The sequence below is a fragment of the Psychrobacter sp. LV10R520-6 genome (assembly GCF_900182925.1).
Classification (GTDB): Bacteria; Pseudomonadota; Gammaproteobacteria; order Pseudomonadales; family Moraxellaceae; genus Psychrobacter.
Map to the genome: position 1 here is coordinate 2,055,656 of NZ_LT900024.1, position 18,343 is coordinate 2,073,998.

16 protein-coding genes are annotated in these 18,343 nt (G+C 42.7%); 6 read left to right on the top strand and 10 right to left on the bottom strand.

The window, feature by feature from the left end; translation table 11 throughout:
• The first annotated feature begins 66 nt into the window (after nt 1-66).
• Entirely contained in the window at nt 67-1,977 is a 1,911-nt protein-coding gene (locus tag U1P77_RS08495) for a monovalent cation:proton antiporter-2 (CPA2) family protein (RefSeq protein ID WP_321154599.1), read from the top strand.
• On the opposite strand, the gene U1P77_RS08500 is transcribed toward U1P77_RS08495, so the two are convergent.
• Entirely contained in the window at nt 1,974-2,903 is a 930-nt protein-coding gene (locus tag U1P77_RS08500) for a DUF2628 domain-containing protein (RefSeq protein ID WP_321154600.1), read from the bottom strand. The two genes, U1P77_RS08495 and U1P77_RS08500, sit on opposite strands and share 4 nt — an antisense overlap.
• A gap of 587 nt (nt 2,904-3,490) precedes the next feature.
• Between U1P77_RS08500 and trmB the strand changes: the two genes are divergently transcribed.
• The 3 genes from trmB to U1P77_RS08515 all read left to right on the top strand — a co-directional run bounded on the left by trmB (nt 3,491) and on the right by U1P77_RS08515 (nt 7,654).
• Nucleotides 3,491-4,336 (top strand): tRNA (guanosine(46)-N7)-methyltransferase TrmB, encoded by an 846-nt coding sequence (trmB, locus tag U1P77_RS08505; RefSeq protein ID WP_321154601.1) that lies wholly within the window; start codon nt 3,491-3,493, stop codon nt 4,334-4,336.
• Between the two features lie 1,102 nt (nt 4,337-5,438).
• Nucleotides 5,439-6,515 (top strand): recombinase RecA, encoded by a 1,077-nt coding sequence (gene recA / locus U1P77_RS08510; protein ID WP_321154602.1) that lies wholly within the window; start codon nt 5,439-5,441, stop codon nt 6,513-6,515.
• Between the two features lie 41 nt (nt 6,516-6,556).
• On the top strand, nt 6,557-7,654 hold the full coding sequence (locus U1P77_RS08515) for a regulatory protein RecX (RefSeq protein ID WP_321154603.1): 1,098 nt from the start codon (nt 6,557-6,559) through the stop codon (nt 7,652-7,654).
• Between the two features lie 47 nt (nt 7,655-7,701).
• Here the strand turns inward: U1P77_RS08515 and U1P77_RS08520 are convergent, their stop codons facing one another.
• From U1P77_RS08520 to U1P77_RS08555, 8 genes are all read right to left on the bottom strand, one after another.
• A complete protein-coding gene (locus tag U1P77_RS08520) occupies nt 7,702-9,159 on the bottom strand; it encodes an anion permease (protein WP_321154604.1) in 1,458 nt (485 codons plus the stop codon).
• A gap of 398 nt (nt 9,160-9,557) precedes the next feature.
• Nucleotides 9,558-9,803, bottom strand: coding sequence for a YidB family protein (locus U1P77_RS08525; RefSeq protein ID WP_321154605.1), 246 nt, complete (start codon nt 9,801-9,803; stop codon nt 9,558-9,560).
• Nucleotides 9,772-10,203 (bottom strand): hypothetical protein, encoded by a 432-nt coding sequence (locus U1P77_RS08530; RefSeq protein ID WP_321154606.1) that lies wholly within the window; start codon nt 10,201-10,203, stop codon nt 9,772-9,774. The genes U1P77_RS08525 and U1P77_RS08530 overlap by 32 nt, the downstream gene beginning before the upstream one ends.
• A gap of 384 nt (nt 10,204-10,587) precedes the next feature.
• Entirely contained in the window at nt 10,588-11,046 is a 459-nt protein-coding gene (locus U1P77_RS08535) for a hypothetical protein (RefSeq protein ID WP_321154607.1), read from the bottom strand.
• Between the two features lie 91 nt (nt 11,047-11,137).
• Nucleotides 11,138-11,434 (bottom strand): FAD assembly factor SdhE, encoded by a 297-nt coding sequence (locus U1P77_RS08540; protein WP_321154608.1) that lies wholly within the window; start codon nt 11,432-11,434, stop codon nt 11,138-11,140.
• Between the two features lie 147 nt (nt 11,435-11,581).
• Nucleotides 11,582-12,490, bottom strand: a complete 909-nt coding sequence (gene folP, locus U1P77_RS08545) for a dihydropteroate synthase (protein ID WP_321154609.1) — start codon at nt 12,488-12,490, stop codon at nt 11,582-11,584.
• Between the two features lie 197 nt (nt 12,491-12,687).
• Nucleotides 12,688-14,580: an ATP-dependent zinc metalloprotease FtsH gene (ftsH, locus tag U1P77_RS08550; RefSeq protein ID WP_321154610.1), complete on the bottom strand. Its 1,893-nt coding sequence runs from the start codon at nt 14,578-14,580 to the stop codon at nt 12,688-12,690.
• 442 nt (nt 14,581-15,022) lie between these two features.
• On the bottom strand, nt 15,023-15,655 hold the full coding sequence (locus U1P77_RS08555) for an RlmE family RNA methyltransferase (protein WP_321154611.1): 633 nt from the start codon (nt 15,653-15,655) through the stop codon (nt 15,023-15,025).
• Between the two features lie 308 nt (nt 15,656-15,963).
• Between U1P77_RS08555 and U1P77_RS08560 the strand changes: the two genes are divergently transcribed.
• Together U1P77_RS08560 and U1P77_RS08565 are read left to right on the top strand one after the other, a co-directional pair.
• Nucleotides 15,964-16,275 (top strand): YhbY family RNA-binding protein, encoded by a 312-nt coding sequence (locus U1P77_RS08560; RefSeq protein WP_201557308.1) that lies wholly within the window; start codon nt 15,964-15,966, stop codon nt 16,273-16,275.
• 128 nt (nt 16,276-16,403) lie between these two features.
• Nucleotides 16,404-17,150, top strand: a complete 747-nt coding sequence (locus U1P77_RS08565; RefSeq protein WP_321154612.1) for a DOMON domain-containing protein — start codon at nt 16,404-16,406, stop codon at nt 17,148-17,150.
• Nucleotides 17,151-17,393: 243 nt separating this feature from the next.
• On the opposite strand, the gene U1P77_RS08570 is transcribed toward U1P77_RS08565, so the two are convergent.
• A complete protein-coding gene (locus tag U1P77_RS08570; protein WP_321154613.1) occupies nt 17,394-18,119 on the bottom strand; it encodes a CHAP domain-containing protein in 726 nt (241 codons plus the stop codon).
• Nucleotides 18,120-18,343 lie beyond the last annotated feature (224 nt).

Consider the following 18,343-nt stretch of genomic DNA (forward strand, 5'->3'; position numbering starts at 1 on the left):
GATTTATCATTGTTGTGTTGTACTGATTTTTATATTACTTGTTATCGTAAATGCTGAGGATCTCATATGTTCGCTGCCGCTGCCGGCTCACCAAATTTAATGTTACAAGCTACGATCTTTTTGGGTGCGGCGCTGCTCTTTGTACCACTGGGTAAACGCTTCGGTATTGCTACGGTTCTAGGCTATCTAATAACAGGACTAATCTTAGGTCCAAGTGCGCTAGATGTGGCAGGCGATGCCGAAAGCTTGCTACACTTTTCTGAGTTTGGTGTGGTGATGCTACTGTTCATCATTGGGCTTGAGCTCCAGCCTTCGCGCTTATGGGCACTGCGCCGTTCGATATTTGTACTGGGTGGCTTGCAAGTGGGTCTCACTGGCACGCTGTTAATGGGGATTTTATATCAGTTTTTCTCCCTACATTTAGATACGGCCTTTATCGTCGGGTTTGGCTTAGCGCTCTCCTCCACCGCTTTTGTTCTGCAAATTCTTAACGAAAAACAGCAGCTATCCAGCACGCACGGTCGCGAAGCGTTTACCATTCTATTATTTCAAGATATCGCCGTTATTCCTCTATTAGCCGTCATTCCATTTTTATCTGGGGTGCGCGAACAAAGCTACGATTTAATTTATTTTGGCAAGGTTTTTGCTGTTTTTGCAGGTTTAATTTTTGCCAGCCGCTATGTTGTCCGGCCATTTTTTAAGTTTGTCGCCTCAAGTGGGGCAACAGAATTGCTAACCGCTGTGGCATTATTTATTGTCATGGGCGTGTCTATCTTAATGGAACAGATTGGTCTGTCGATGGCATTAGGGGCGTTTTTGACCGGCGTATTGCTTGCTGACTCAGAGTATCGTCATGAGCTAGAGGCCAGTATTGAACCCTTTAAAGGGTTACTATTGGGACTGTTTTTTATGTCGGTAGGTATGCTTACCGATGTCAAACTTATTATAGCGCAGCCACTATTTATTATAGGCTGTGCAGTGGCCTTGATGTTTATCAAGTTTGCCGTAATTACTGCCATTGCCAAAGTCTCAGGCAATCGTTGGCCGACCAGTATTCGGTTGGGGGTCACTTTAGCCCAAGGCGGCGAGTTTGCATTTGTGTTGTTCAGTGTGGCCACCGTGCAAAATGTCTTGCGCCCTGATCTAGCAAATATGCTCACGCTTATTGTGACCATTTCTATGGCGCTGACACCAGTGGCCTTTTTGTTGTTAGAAAAAGTGGGTGAGCCTTTTTTTGCTAAAGGTAAACCCAGTCCTGAATATGATACGATTCCTGATCATGAGCATCCGGTAATTATTGCTGGTTTTGGGCGGGTTGGACAGATTATTGGCCGCGTACTACGGATGCACAATATCGAATTTACCGCTATTGAACGCTCTGCGAATCGAGTTGATTTTGTCCGTAAGTTTGGTAACCAAGTTTATTATGGTGACCCAAAAAACCCTGAAATCTTACGGGCAGCGGGTATCAGTAAAGCTCGAATATTTATCATCGCGGTTGATGATTTAGAGCGTTCTATTACTACGGCTGAGTACCTCCGTAAAAACTATCCTGATTTGATCGTGCTGGCACGCGCCCGGGATCGTCAACATTATTATCGGCTACGTGAGGTCGGTGTTCGCCATATTTGGCGTGAGACTTATTTATCATCTTTAGATATGTCACGTGAGTCATTACAGCTATTAGGTATCTCGCCTGAAAGAGCCCATGAAACCATTCAAACGTTCCGTGACTATGACGATGACTTGATTGAGCGCCAACAAGCCATCTATGATGATGAAGCGCGAATGATTGAATCCGCGCAGTCAGCAATGGCAGAGCTCGAAAGTTTATTTGATGAGGATATCGATAAAGCGCGTAAGATGGATTTGAGCGATTTTTATGCGGTACTAAAAAACCAAGCAACACCCGTTGAAGATACGCCAAATGGCAGTACAAAAAACGATAATATTCCTGACCCTGGCCCTAAAAATTAATCGTCAACGCAGTATGCAGGTGCTTGTTTTTTATTAAGCGAGCTCGTACAGCGCCAGCTATTATCATCAACATTGTGATAAAACATCAAGGTCTGCCCATTCAGATAGCGCGTTGGGAATTTGACGTCTTGAATGGTAGCCAATATTGCACAGTCTGTTTCAGGCGCGCCAGCTGCTTGGGTAGTAATTTGGATACGCACCTGCTGCTCATCGATATTCAGTGGTAAGTCAACAGGACACTGCCCTGTCTGCTGGTAGACTATTGCTACCTTGTTTTGCGTGGTTTTGGCGATGTCATAAGTATTGAATAGCACCTCATTCTCTTTTGGTTTAGCTATAATGGGTAAAAACTGTACGTTGATTACCATAAGCGTGAAGGCAAAAAACCCAAAACCCAGTCCTAAGCCATACAAACTAACCCCACCTTCCCGTTTTAGGTGCGCTTTTTGCGCCGCTTCATCGCGTGGATGATCATCAATAGCATCCGCAATTTCACGCCGCGCCATACGGTAATAATAAGCATCGGTCCAGCGCGCCACCATGAACGACCAGAACAACCAAATAACCGCTGCAATACCTATTCGCGTTACCATCTGATAAGTATCAGGAATATACGACATTGCTGCAAACTCAAAAAACACCAACACAAGGGTAATGTTCAGCTGAATAAACGACCAACCAGCAACGCTATAAACAAGCGCATCCATGTAACGTTTACGATATAGCAGCCAAGGAAAGGTAATAAAAAACGCCGCCCAATGCCATTTTGGGGATAGGTATCCTTGCTTATCAAACTGCTCAAAGCGCTTGAGATAATAACTCTGCGTGCGATGGCCAATAAACCATTGGTCTAACTTTTTGCGCCTAGCAGGCGTTAGCCGTTCTTGATAAAACGGTGGCGGCGAGTCCGTCTCAATAAATAACATGGCAGTAGGCTCTATGGACAATTAAAATTTTGATAAACGATTAATAATAAATAGCATTAAACGGTTATCACAGCACGTTATTTAGACTAAATTATTTTCATGATACTTACACATTTATGTTTAAACATTAGTATAAGCTTATGCAAAAATCAATCATAGATAACTTATGCGCCTATCGCCACATCTTTCACAAACAAAGGCTGATAACGATAAGCAGACGAGGATTCGATGTCTAAGCTAAAACGTAACCTATTAATAGCTACCCTAGCTACTATTATCCTCTGTACTCTAGCGTTGATCGCTATTGTTACTCATGTCGGCTCAATATGACCACAGTCGTTCTAGACGCCAATAATGCCAAAAACATAAAGGTGCCTATGAGCGATATAATCACAGCAGGCTTAACATTATGTGATATCAAATAATGTAATATCACATAATTAAGATTATCTCCACTCACCCTTAAACGATATAGTGAACCCAAAACTCTAACTTAACCTTATGTTAGGTGATTGCACGTTCACACTGGTATAAAATTAACATATAATACGCTCATATTCCTCACTTTATGAAACCCTAGTAATCTTATGAGTCAACATCCTGATAGCAACGATAACGTCGATACTGCGGACGACCAAACGCTTAGCGCATCTAATGCTAATACTACAGATATAAATATGGAGGCTGGTACTGTTGCCAGTACTGTAACTGGAATTGACCCTAGTAAGCGTATCCGCATCGTCAATACCTTTATGAAACGGCGTACGCATATGAATAAAAATGCCGAGCAAGCACTGACTGATCCAGAATTTGCCCAGTATTTGGTTAATAATAGCTCCGGCGATGGCAATCTTGATGAGATTCATGATCTACGGGCGCTGTTCGCGGATACGCCCAATGGGTGCGATGCACCGCTTACCCTAGAGATAGGTTTCGGGCTTGGTGACTCGTTTATAGAAATGGCGGCGGCTGACCCAGCACGCAACTTCGTAGGTGTCGAAGTGCATGAGCCGGGTATTGGTAAATGCGCCTATATGGCGGGCACACAAAATCTGACTAATATAAAAATCATTAACGGGGATGCCATTCAACTGCTCAAGCAGCTACCAGAAAACCATATTGACCGCATCCAACTCTACTTCCCTGATCCGTGGCAAAAAAAGCGTCATTATAAACGCCGTTTTGTCAGTCCGGAGCGCATGGCAATCCTTACTCGCAGCCTCAAACAAGGTGGCTGGTTCCATACCGCAACTGATTGGGAGCATTATGCCTTTTGGATGGTCGAAGTGTTAGACGACCTCTCAGGGCTGAGCAATCAAGCTGGCAGTGGCAACTTTACCCCGCGTCCTGACTTTCGTTCCATGACCAAATTTGAGCGTCGTGGCTTGGAGCGTGGTCATGGTGTCTGGGATTTAATCTATACCAAAGACTAAAGCTTATATTTTGACTCTCGATAATACTTAAACATAGCGGCCGATAGTTCAGCCGCTTTTTTATGCCTCGTATTTTCTTAACGATTATTTTATTGCACTTACCGACTCATTATTGACTGATTAGCACATACAGATCACTTGCTATTTTTAGTAAACACCACAACCATAGGAGCCAGTCGCTACCTCAACGGGTTTAGTAATATTTTTTACTAAAACTAAAAAGCTGATAAGTTGTGAAACATGGCTACTGCTTCATATTTCACTGAAAAATACTCTTAAGGTGGACGCGAAATCAACCTTATACATGGCTTCGACCATTTTACTCATTTACGCAAACGTTGGTAATATAAGGGATGCATGAGTTCTCCCCATAAACTGTGGATAACACTGTGGATAAGTCGGGGCTTGACACGCATCTGCCTTGATAACTTAAAGGTTAAGGTAAAATCGGTTACTTTTTATACAATAATTAATAGCAATTGAATCAATTACTTATGTCACAATCATAAACATAATAATTTATTTTTAATTTTTTAAAAAAAATTTTTAAGGATGGGGATGTTTCACAACTGGCAAATAAAGACTATTTATTTTCTGTGGACAACTCATAATCTTATTGACAAATAGCTTTAATAGCTGTTCCAAAACAGCAGGATAAAAATAAACTCTTTAGGCCTTCCTCTGCCCCAACAACTAGATTGCATGCGACAATCGTTGTCGCTTAGCATACGCTTACCCCTAACCTTGTCCTTGGTTTTTGCTATAATTACCTCATCTAATTAAATAGAGGCTAGCGGATAAAATCTCTATTAACTCACTAAAAAAACTATCGTAATGCAATATTATTCCGAACTTTATTTTACTCCTCTTATCATTTAATTTTACTGTATAGTAGAATCACCTACTCGGTATAACCTGTTAAAACACTTATGCCACAACTTACCTCATAGCTTCTTAATTACTGTTTTTACCTTATACTTTAAGGTAGAAACAGCCGAAGATAATTACCCTTTAATAGGTACTATGTAATAAGCCTTATTCAATACGAAGGTTATTATAGATTTATATTTGCAAATGACTCATTGATGACAAGGATTCCATTATGGACGACAACAAGGCCAAAGCACTCAAAGCGGCACTCGGTCAAATCGAAAAGCAGTTTGGCAAAAACACTATCATGCACCTAGGCGATGATGCGACCGCGCTTGATGTAGATGTGGTCTCAACCGGCTCACTTGGCTTAGATATCGCGCTCGGTGTTGGCGGCTTACCTAAAGGTCGTATTGTTGAGATTTATGGCCCTGAAAGCTCAGGGAAAACCACCATGACCTTACAGGCGATTGCAGAATGCCAAAAGCAAGGTGGCACCTGTGCCTTTATCGATGCGGAGCATGCGCTAGACCCTGTCTACGCTCGTGCTCTTGGGGTACAGACCGATGACCTATTGGTCTCCCAGCCTGATAATGGTGAGCAAGCGCTTGAGATTACCGACATGTTGGTACGTTCGGGCGCTATCGACATGGTTGTGATTGACTCAGTGGCGGCCTTAACCCCGCGCGCCGAAATTGAGGGTGAGATGGGCGACTCGCACATGGGTCTACAAGCACGTTTGATGAGCCAAGCCCTTCGTAAAATAACGGGTAACGCCAAGCGCTCTAATTGTATGGTGGTATTTATTAACCAAATCCGTATGAAAATTGGCGTCATGTTTGGTAGTCCAGAGACCACCACCGGTGGTAATGCACTGAAGTTCTACGCTTCTATACGCATGGATATTCGCCGTATTGGTGCTATCAAAAATGGTGATGAAATCATCGGCAACCAAACCCGTGTTAAAGTCATCAAAAACAAAATGGCAGCCCCATTCCGTCAAGCAGAATTTGAAATCACTTATGGCCAGGGTACCAATCATTTAGCCGAAGTCATTGATTTAGGTGTCGAAGTTGGCGCAGTGGGTAAAGCCGGATCATGGTATAGCTATGGCGATGAAAAAATCGGCCAAGGTAAAGCCAATTCAGTGATATTTTTAAAAGAGAATCCTGAAATTGCGCAAGCAATTGAAGCTACTATTCGCGCTGAAAAACTGGGTGTGCTTAATGATAGCAAAGAACCAGAAGCAGCTAAGACTAATAAGGAATTAAAAGCTGATAAAGAGTTAGAAGCAGCACCGGTACAATAACTATTTACCATCTACCCTTTATTGACTATTGATTGACTGTTATGAAGATTAAAACATTAGCCGAAATCCTAGCCGAGTCAGATTCTGACTCGGCTAGCTCGTCTGATTCCAAACAAAAAAGCTCAAAGCTAAAAAAATCCTCCAAAGCTACTAACTACGCGAATAAAATCCCTACCCAATCAAATATAGAATATCTAGATTCCAAACGACATCGCTCTTCTAAAGCTACTGATATTGATGATTCTTCTACGTATGAGTCTTTTACCTCTCATGACTCTTCTACTACCCCTTCTTCAGCTGAACCTTCTACGGAAAAAGCTAAAAAACGCAAAAAACGGTTTCACCCCGCAGCTAATTTTACCCCTGAGCCTATTGACGCCTCTACCTATCAATCCCCTGAGCCACAAAGTATTAAAGAGATGCTGGCTGAGGTAAAACATGAGGTTAATGAAGAACAAGATCAAGATAATGCCAGTGCTACCAGTGCTACGATGACATTATTAGAGTCAAATTCTGCAACGTCCTCAGACAATGAGACTGACAACCTACCCTCCGCGCTGAAAGCTTACCTGCGTACTCCCGAACAACGGCAGGCGGAAGTAGATGCTATCAAAGCCGAAAGCCGTTTGCGTTGGCTGGCATTTTATTATTTATCACGGCGTGAATATGGTAAGGCTGAGCTTAAGCAGAAGCTGCTCGATAAAGAACAAGATCCCGACAAGATTGACGCGTTGCTGGAGGAATTTGAGAGTAAGGGTTATCAAAGTGATTACCGTACCACTCTAATGCTAATACGTGAGAGCATTCGCAAAGGTCGGGGACGAGGTCGTATTAAGCAGGAGTTTTATCGTAAAAAAATAGCCATGCCCAGCAATATTGATGATCTGATTGACATGGCCAATTCAGAATCCGATGAGTTTAGCGAGTTTGTGGATGACAACAGCGATAGCTTAGTGGAAGGTGTGGATTGGCTTAAACTGGCAGTTAGTGCTCGTATTAAAAAATATGGTGACGACATCCCTACTGAACAGAAAGAAAAAGCTAAGCAACTACGGTTCTTACAATATCGCGGCTTCAATACTGATATTTGCTTTCAAGCGCTCAACTATACATTAGATAACTTAGATGAGCGATTTTAACTTAAATTCCTATAATTTTTGCAAAAGCTATCATATATTGATAGCAATTAATAATAACCGAGCAGCTTCCACCAAATCAATCCGGCTCCTATCCAAACGACTAAATTGACCACACTCATTATCGCTCCAATACCCCACCACTCCCCCAACGTTACATAGCCTGAGTTAAAAATAACTGGCGCGGTACCGGTCGCATAATGGGTTAAAGTCATCATAATATTACCTGCCGCCGCTAGTATCAGCGCATACAACATCGGCGGCGCACCTAAGGTTAAACCTACGGCATAAAAAGCGGCAAACAAAGCGGTAATATGCGCGGTGGTACTGGCAAAAAAGTAATGGATATATAAATAGACCAAGGTCAAAATGACTACTGCACCTACCCAACCGACACCAGTCATACCAATCATAGTTTCAATGTTACCTGAGAACCAGCTGATCAAGCCCAGTTTATTGAGATAAGACGCCATCATAATCAGCGCACCGAACCAAATAATGGTATCCCATGCCGATTTTTCTTTGAGTATGTCATCCCAAGTCAGCACACCCGTTAATATCAACGTGGTCAAACCAATGAAAGCCGTCGTAGTGGCATCAACGCTAAATGCGTCGCCAAAGATAAGCGCAGGAATATTTGCCCACAGTAGCAACATCAGGGCAAAGACGCCAAGCATGATTTTTTCTTGAGTACTGATCTGCCCCATTTCCACTAAGTTGTCTTTAGCGAAATTTTTCGCATCGGGTGTCACCTTTACGTCAGGTGGGTAAATCATATAGATAACCAGCGGCATTAATATCAGACAGAGCATTCCCGGTAAAAACATTGCCACGGCCCACGTCGTCCACGATAATTGAAGGTCACCACCGGTCGCCTTATTGATTAAATCAACCACTAATGGATTGGGTGCAGTGGCGGTAATAAACATGCCTGAGGTAATCGGATTGGCGTGATAGTTGACCATCGCTAGATAACGACCTATCTTTTTTTGCGTGCCTTCTTCCGGCGTTGAATGAAAGCTTTGGGCAATGGACTTCATAATGGGGTGAATAATACCCCCGCCACGAGCAGTATTAGAAGGCGTAATAGGCGCAATCATCAGCTCCGCTGCGGCTAATGAATAAGCAACGCCAATGGTTTTTTTGCCAAAAATAGAGATGAAATAATAAGCAATACGGCGACCCAAACCGGTTTTTATCAAGCCCCGTGAAATCATTATCGCGATACCAATGAGCCAAATCAGTGGGCTTGAATAGCTTGATAGCGCATCATTTATGGCTTCTCTGGGACTCTCGTTAGTGACTCCTGTGAGCGCTACTAACGTCACCGCAATAATGGCAAGCGCGCCAATTGGCAACACTTTACCGATAATGGCAACAATGGTCGCGATAAATAAGGCTAGCATATGCCACGCGTCGGGCGTGACGCCTTCAGGTACAGGAATGACAAACCAGATAATCAAACCAACTAAGACAGCGATAGCAGCAGGGATAGGCTTGAATGGCATGAGCGACAAATCCTTATAAAATGTTTATATCATATAATGAAAATGTTCTTGAAGTAAATTGCCTTCAAAGCAAAAAAATCTTAAAGTAAAAATACTCTTAAAGTAGAAACATTCATGAAGTAATATTAAATTAATTATATAGCCATGATATAACGATTGAATGAATCCTGCTGTACCGCTCACTGTTTTTAACATATCTGTTTAAAGGGCAGGATGGGTACTAAGAGGTAAAATAACTATAAACGACCAATAGTGCAGACACTCTACAAAACAGCTGTATTTAAACTAGACTATTTATTTTAGCGTGCCTAGACGGCTTGATAATTGGCTGATGATTTGATCAATTTCTTGATTGGCCTCTGCTTCGCTATTTAAGTTGCCCTGGGGTCTCAACTGATTCATAACCTCAGGCAGTAGCTGAGACCTTGACGCACTTCCATCTCATTAGCACCCGTACGCGCTGCCACTTGTTGAATTTCTTGTTCATCAAATAGGCGATTGACCTCATTGGGATCAAGATTATCATTGAGCTCATGATTACTCATCCAAGAGCGTGCTTGCTTGTCATGACCCATGCCGGTTATTTTTGATAACGCGCCACTCAAACCCCCATTACGTTGGATCCAGCTGAGTACCATAGGCATAAATAAGTGCGGCAATTAGCATGCCTTTACCCCCAAACCCACTTTTGTTACGCTGACCGCCCAATACACTACCTAGAATATAACCCAATCCACCAGAACTCATACTGCCACGTTGGCTGCCACCGCTATTACCGCTATTACCGCTATTACCGCTATTACCGCCAACTAGACTACCCAAGATATCATCGAGACCAAAGCCATTATCTGACTGACGGTCGTATTGCTGCGGATTGTAATCACGTGGTTGATTGCGGCCTCCTGTTAGCACACCACCCAAAATATCACCCAGTCCGCCCATACGACGCGGAGTGATACGTTGGTTGATAGGATTACGCTGAGCGTCTTCTGGATCAATAGCACTACGCGCCACTTGTGAAACTAAATTCCCTAATAAGCTCATAATTCCGTCCTTTTATTATCATATCGTTGATTGTTTTAAACCTTTTTTCTACATATGGCTGTTATTGGATAAGCAGTAAATAGGCTTTCAACTTTACCTTTCAATATAGCAAATACCTTTTACTACCCAGATAGGTATTTTGTTATGACATGTGGGACTTCGTTAGCATACAGAAGGTAACTTCAATACTGATAATAAGAGATTAATATAGTCGATCTAATTTAAAAACGATACAGTGCTGCTGGTATGAATTTTTTGCAGCCTCTGTCACGTATGCGAACAGCAAGCAAGAAAAATTTATACCAGTAGCACGTTGATATGAACGACTCTCTTTTATTTTAAACTGACTATAGCGATTGTAGACAGTTTTTATTTGAGTAATATCTAGGTAGATTTCACAGGAATCACATTGGCTAATATATTCAACTCTCGCCATTGCTCAGCGCTGACTTGATCGCGAAATATAGTCACTGATAATGCACGTTGGTAAGGCTCCATAATAATAAACTCAAAACTTATCAGCCAGTGATAAGGGTGCACAGCAACCAATCCAGCTTGCCATAGCTCATCACCGCGACCCGTACGCATTAATAGCTGCCAATTTCGATCGATACGTTGACTAAGGGGTGGCTGAGTTAAGTGCAATAACATCGGTCGTGACAAGGCTAGATAACTAACTACCGCCACGCTTATTATTAGTATCAGCACATATTGCCATAATGCTAACGAAGCCAGCCACGCCAGCAGTATTAGTGCGCTGGCTAGGCTGATATGTAGCAGTAGTCGTAAACGGCTGGAAGGTGTAATAGGCGTATCAATACGTAGCGTTGCCGTCTTTGTCATATTTTTAGCACTGCAAAATCCTCTCGCTAGTTAGAGGTTAGGGAAGCAGCTGATGGTTATCATTTATTTCCTATAGCGATGGGACAAATGACTACAGCAGGTCTTTGGTATGACGCCAGGTTTTAATCTTATTGACTAATGCCCATATCCTCTCATCCTCAGGCTTACTCTGATTGGTAAAATAATCTAATAAATCAGGATCTTCATGAGTCAGCATCTGGGCAAAAGTTTCTTGCTCAGTAGGATCTGCGGTCAAGTACAGCTCTTTTACGTATGGACCGATATAAAAATCTAATTCCTTTAGTCCACGGCGAGCTTGATAAATAATACGCCGTTGCTCGTTAGTAGGTTCTGGCTGGGCTGCTGGTGTCTGGGTTGCTTGTGTCATAAAGGCAATCTCATAAGTTAAAGTTATAATTAAATTAGAATAGCAATATAAGGCATTGGTATAGCAGGATATTAATGATCGATATTAAATGCTGCGTAAAAGGTATTAAGTGTTAGAGATTAGCTATTAAGTATTAAATATCAGGCATTAAGCTTCGCGATGGCGATGATCATACGCGGATAACTGCCGCCATAATGCTACCGCTTGCTGCATCATCGCCACATTATGGGTTCGGATAATACTGGCCCCTTGCTGTAGCGCAAATAGCCCAGCGGCAGTACCAATAGTATCTCGCTCTACCGCTTCGGTCTCCACAACTGCTTGTACGCCACTTTTGGTCAGTACTTCGGATAAAAAGCGCTTACGCGAAATGCCAAACATTATTGGTAAATTAAGCGTTTGTAGTTTATCCAGCTGGGTTAATAGTTCGCAGTGATGCTCATAGTTCTTAGCAAAACCAAAGCCAGGGTCGATAATTATCTTGTCACTCTTTACGCCAAAGCCAATCACTTCAGCAATACGAGTAGCTAGCTCAGCGCTGACCTCGCTCACCACCTTGTCATACTGCGCCAGATTACTCATAGTGGTGGGCTCACCGCGCATATGCATCAGCATGACCGGTATGTCAAGTTTAGCCGCCATGACTGCTGCACCCTCACGCTTGAGCGCACGGACGTCATTCCAGATATCAGCGCCTGCTCCAAATGCGGCCTGCATGACAATTGGATTGCTAGTATCAATAGACAACCAAACCTCATCGCCAAGTTGCTGGCGAATTGCTTCAACCACTGGCACCACACGTTGGATTTCTTCAGTAGTGGCAACAGCCTCGGCATTGGGGCGCGTAGACTCACCGCCAACATCAATGATGGTTGCACCCGCCTCTAGCATCTGCTGGCAATGAGCAACGGCGGCATCAACAGTATTAAACTGCCCGCCATCTGAAAACGAATCTGGAGTTACGTTTAAGATGCCCATAATATGCGGTTGAGATAAATCGAGGACTTTACCGCGGCTGGTGACGGTATAAGCAGGTAAAGGCTGAAACAATGACATAACTTATCCATCATAATTAAAAATTTATAAATAGCCGTCTAAAAATATCTTAGCTTATCATACCAGTAAACCTTATCCTGTCCTAAACTTATGCCGTACTAAAGTGGCGACCATAAAAAAGCCCTTTATCAAAAAGGGCTTTTTGTACTCTATATTAATATCAATATTGTCTAAATAATACCGTCTAACTACTGATTTTACATCGCCGGTAATGGTGGTGGCGTTGCTCCAGTCGTTTTAATATTATCTTTTGCTAGATTAACTTCTGTGTGCTGATAAACCTTAGGCGGACGAGGCTCTTCACCAGCTAAGATATCTTGCAATTGATCGCGGTCAAGGGTTTCCCATTTCATCAAAGCATCGACCATCGCATGCACCTTATCTTGATTGCCTTCAATCAGCTCACGCGCGATATCGTATTGCTCCTCTAGCATCCGGCGGACTTCTTCATCGACCTTTTGCTGAGTGGCTTCTGATATGGTACGACTGCCCCCAAAGTAACCTTGTGAGCTGTCATCATCTTCATAGACCATGATACCAAGAGCCTCGGACATACCGTATTTAGTAACCATAGCGCGGGCCATTTTGGTCGCACGTTCAAAGTCGTTCGACGCACCCGTTGATTGCTGATTGATAAACACTTCTTCTGCAATACGTCCACCAAATAAGATGGCGAGATCACTAAGCATTTTTGACTTATAAAGACTGGTCTGGTCATGCTCAGGCAACTGCCAGGTCACCCCAAGGGCAAATCCGCGTGGCATGATAGTCACTTTATGCACCGGATCGGTACCCGGTAGCAGTTCAGCGACTAAAGCATGGCCTGACTCATGGTAAGCGGTAGCACGGCGTTCTTCTTCCCGTATTACCATTGATTTACGTTCAGGACCCATGTAGAGCTTATCTTTTGCATCTTCAAAGTCATTCATATCGACGCTTCTCTTGTTACGACGTGCCGCAAAAAGGGCCGCTTCGTTAACAAGGTTAGCAAGCTGCGCACCAGTGAACCCAGGGGTACCACGAGCAAGTGAATTAGAATCAACCCCCGTAGTATTCGGTAGTTTTCTCAAATGCACTTTTAGAATTTGCTCGCGACCTTTAATATCTGGCAAACCTACTTGTACCTGACGGTCAAAACGACCGGGACGTAGGAGTGCTTTATCAAGGACATCAGCACGGTTAGTCGCTGCAATGACAATAACGCCTTCATTGCCTTCAAAACCATCCATTTCGACCAGTAGCTGGTTGAGTGTCTGTTCACGCTCATCGTTACCGCCGCCGGTACCAGAGCCACGATGACGGCCGACCGCATCAATCTCATCAATAAAGATAATACAAGGCGCGCTCTTCTTAGCTTGTTCGAACATATCGCGTACCCGTGAGGCACCGACACCAACGAACATTTCGACAAAATCAGAACCTGAGATCGAGAAGAACGGTACTTTGGCTTCACCAGCAATGGCTCGTGCTAATAGCGTTTTACCAGTACCAGGTGGACCAACCATCAAGATACCACGTGGAATAGTCGCACCAAGCTTAGTAAACCTATCCGGATCACGTAGGAACTCGACAACTTCTACCACCTCTTCTTTGGCTTCTTCACAGCCCGCAACATCATCAAAGCTAGCCTTGATTTGATCTTCAGTCAGCATCTTGGCTTTTGATTTACCAAAGCTCATCGGGCTGCCGCCTTTACCACCGGCGCCACCTTGCATGTTACGCATAAAGAACAGGAATAGACCAATAATCAGCAGAATGGGGAAGCTAGCAATCAACAGCTGCATCAGCACACTTTGACGTTTAGGCGCCGTTCCTTCGATATTGACTTGGTTCTCACGCAGTAAGGGCATCAGCTGGTCATCGGACACAGCTGGTCTAATGGTCTCAAATGCTGAGCCATTTTTCTTCTCGCCGGTGATCTGCTCGCCGTCAATTTCAATACTGGCTACCTGACTTTCTGACACAGCGGTCACAAATTCAGAGTAGTTAAGGCTATCCGGCTCTGTAGATTGATCAAAGCCGCTAAACACCAGCACCAAAACGCCGATTACCACCAGCCACAATAAGGTATTTTTCACCATGTCGCTCACTAGTTATTCCCATCCCTTACTTATTGGTGTGTTTACTAAACACGTGACGTCTATAAACGTACTTCCCATTATCTAAAAGGCATCTGCCCTTTACATTTACAGCTTCTCTCATTACTAAAATCGTAGCCATTCTGAGCTTAACACTATAGAAATAGCGATAAGTCTTGGATCAAAGAATAATGAAAATTAATGACCTGCAAACTGCTAATCAATGTTTGAGCTTATGGAACGTTTATCATCAGACGACTTTGTTTAAAAGATACTTCTTTAAAATATTTAAAACAAAGTTAATATACCATGATATGTGGATCTAACCTGAATAATTCAAGCAGGACTTGCCCTTATTCAGTTAACAAATGTAGCAGTTTCTGTAATGTCGTGAGTTCATTTATTTAGACTGATCAAAAAATAAGAGATTGGCATAACCTGTTGAATTTGTAGTCTATTTAATTGCAATCCAAAACATCTCTTTTGACCGTGGCCGTGAGGCAGCTGGTTTAATACTACGAATTTTACTAAATTTAGGCTGCATCTGCTTGCGTAATTCTTGTGAGCCCTCTCCTTGAAACACTTTCATAATCAGCGCGCCACCTTCTGGTAAGGTTGCCAAGGAAAAATCCACAGCGAGCTCACACAAATACATCATTCGCGGCTGATCTACGGCACTATTACCTGCAGTATTGGGCGCCATATCAGACAACACCACATCCACTTGCCGATCACCGACCTCTGCCATAATACTGTCAAAAACTTCCGCTTCCCGAAAGTCACCTTGAATAAAAGTGACATCTGGCAGTTTGTCCATTGGCAAAATATCAGAAGCAATTAATGTTCCTGTCTCACCTACCAACCTGCCTGCCACTTGTGACCAGCTGCCAGGCGTACTGCCCAAATCGACCACTGTCATCCCTGGGCGTATCAATTTAGTCTTCTCATTTATCTCTAACAGTTTGTAAGCTGCACGCGCACGGTAACCCTCTTTTTGGGCTTGCTTCACATAATAGTCGTCAATGTGTTCTTTCATCCAAGCGCTACTGCTTTTTGACAATTTTTTATTTTCAATACGCGTGGCCAAAATACTTGCTCCTATTACTTTATTATTACTTTACAAAGCTTAAATACCCGACTATTTACTCTTTACGTCTTTTATTACAGCTGTGAGTACCGGCTGATTTATTTAACTGTCTAAATTCTCTTAGTTTAATCACTGCTTTATAGGACTGTAGCGTTTATAATGTGATAAGAGATTCAGTTTAACATTTTCATCACGTAAAATCGTGCAAAATCCTGCTGATTTCATGCAAGATGGGCACATATTATTTATAATGATCATTAATTTTTTAACAATACTGTCTTTTATTTTTACTAACGTCTAGGAATCTTATGGAACTCGATAACGCTACGATTAAACGCCTAAAAGGTATCGGTCATGAGCTCAAACCTGTGGTCATGATTGGCAACAATGGTATCACCCCTGCTATTACTGAAGAGATTGACCGTGCTTTAACCGATCATGAACTAATCAAAGTAAAACTACCTGCTGGTAGCAAGCATGATCGTGATATCGTCAGCACTGAGCTTGCAACTACTGCCAAGGCTAATGTCATTCATACCATCGGTCGTATGGCATTATTACTACGCAAAAACCCCAATGCCAACCCTAAGCTATCAAACTTGGTACGCCACGCGCAGTAGTATGGATTTACAAGCTTAAGTGCTGCAATGTAAACCAATAAACCTGATAATGTATAAAAGCCGCGACGCATGCTTGCTCGCGGCTTTTATATTGTCTTCTCCATGGCCATCCATTATGAATACGCCCTATGAGCCAAATTTTTAACTTACGCTTAGCAACTGAAACCAGTGCTATCGACGCGCAGCAGCTTGGCGTGACTATAGAACAACTGCAACGTATCCGTGTCGATGTCAGCGCAACGATTATTCAGCAGCCAAAGCCGTATTTATGGTTAACGTATCAAATCAAGCTGCCCCATCCTTCTTTAGCTGCTAAATTAAACTGGCCAGTATGGGAGCAAGAGCAGGTTGGTTTTAGCGATTATTTATGGGAGCAGACCTGCCTTGAGTGTTTTATAGAGACTGGTTTTATAGCCGCTGACAGTTCCGTCAACAACAACCCTGTAAATGATAGCTCTATAAATGACAGTAAAGCAAAGGGTTATATTGAGGTCAATGCTAGCCCAAACGGTCGTTATGCCCTGTATCAGTTTAACAGCTATCGTAATCCCTCAACACTACCGCCGAATCCCCTATTAAGAACAGATGGGAGAACTCGCGCGCATATTGATTGGAATGACAGCACCTTTACGCCGCATAGCCATTATGAGCATGATCCATGCTTTTATGAGCGTAGCTTTGGTTTACCTTTAAATCAACTGTCTAATCAGCCTTTTGCCATTAAACCAATTGCTATTGAGCGATTACACCCTTGCGTTATTTTATGGTTTGGCGAGATCGTTTTATATTTTGCGCCCAACCATGCCTCTCCGCCTGACTTTCATCAACAACAATACTGGTCGCGCTTTGACTATAAATCCGCGCTGGCTAAGTAGCTGTTTAAGATAGCTATTAATACGCAGAATTTACAAATAACGATTAATAGCACCCACAGCATAAGTAGAACAAATAGCTATAAATAAAAATGGGCTGTGTTGAAGACTTGACCATAACATTTACTTAAACTCATAACCCAAAAAGCAAAAAACTCAGTAAGACCATCAAGATCATTACTGAGTTTGGATAAAGCTTTAAACTTAAGCTTTAAATTTATGATCTAACGGTTGCTTAGTCAGACTTTATTTATCAGCCATAGCAAGGTAGATGCCACGGTCTGATGCATCATCAACGTATTGTGAATCGCGCCATGTCGTATAAGCATAGACACCACTGTATGGGCTGATTCCGTTTTGACGGAAGTCAGAAATCCAATCTGTACCATCAAAAATTTGGATGTGGCCGTGTGGACGCTTTGAGCTACGGTCATAGACGATAACGTCACCAACTTGAGTCGGCATATCATTACTTATTTTGCTAAAGCCTGCGCCTGCAAGCGTGCCACGAGAGGCATACTGGTATGCTGATGGGTTAGGTGTAAACTCGTAACCGGCAGATTGTAGTGCTTTACGTACATAACGGGCACAATATCCAGAGCTTCCAGATAAAGCAACTTTTGAGGCGCGAGCAGCTGCAATAGCAGGCGCTGAATTACGATCTGGGACTGAGCTTGCTTGCTGACGACGCTCATAAGACAAACGGCTGGTCAGTGAGGCAAGCTGATATTCTTTTTGTTTGGCATGAGCACTTAAGTTATCGATAGCTTGACTAATTTCATCATTGCTAGACACGTATGCGCCGCTATTAGTACTATAGATATTACGGCTAGAACCATAGTTGGTAGAAGCTGAAATATTAGTGATGGTATGAGTCAAGGTATTATTCGGTTGAAAGGTCGTTTCGACAGCACCACTCGATTGTGCTATGCCCATTCCCAATACTGACAAAATTAATAAAGCTTGTTTCATAAATTTACTACCTATTGTTAATACAAGATTACTCGTCATCCATGACGAAGTATCAATTAATTTAGTGAACATTATCATCAAATAAACATGATAAAATCCTAAGTACAACAGCTCACTCTTTGGTCTACAGTAACTAACGTTGGCATCATTGCCCGTTCAATCACCTCGTAAATCGCTTGCTATCCATCTTATGTATATCAGTGTTGATCATATTTACTGTGACT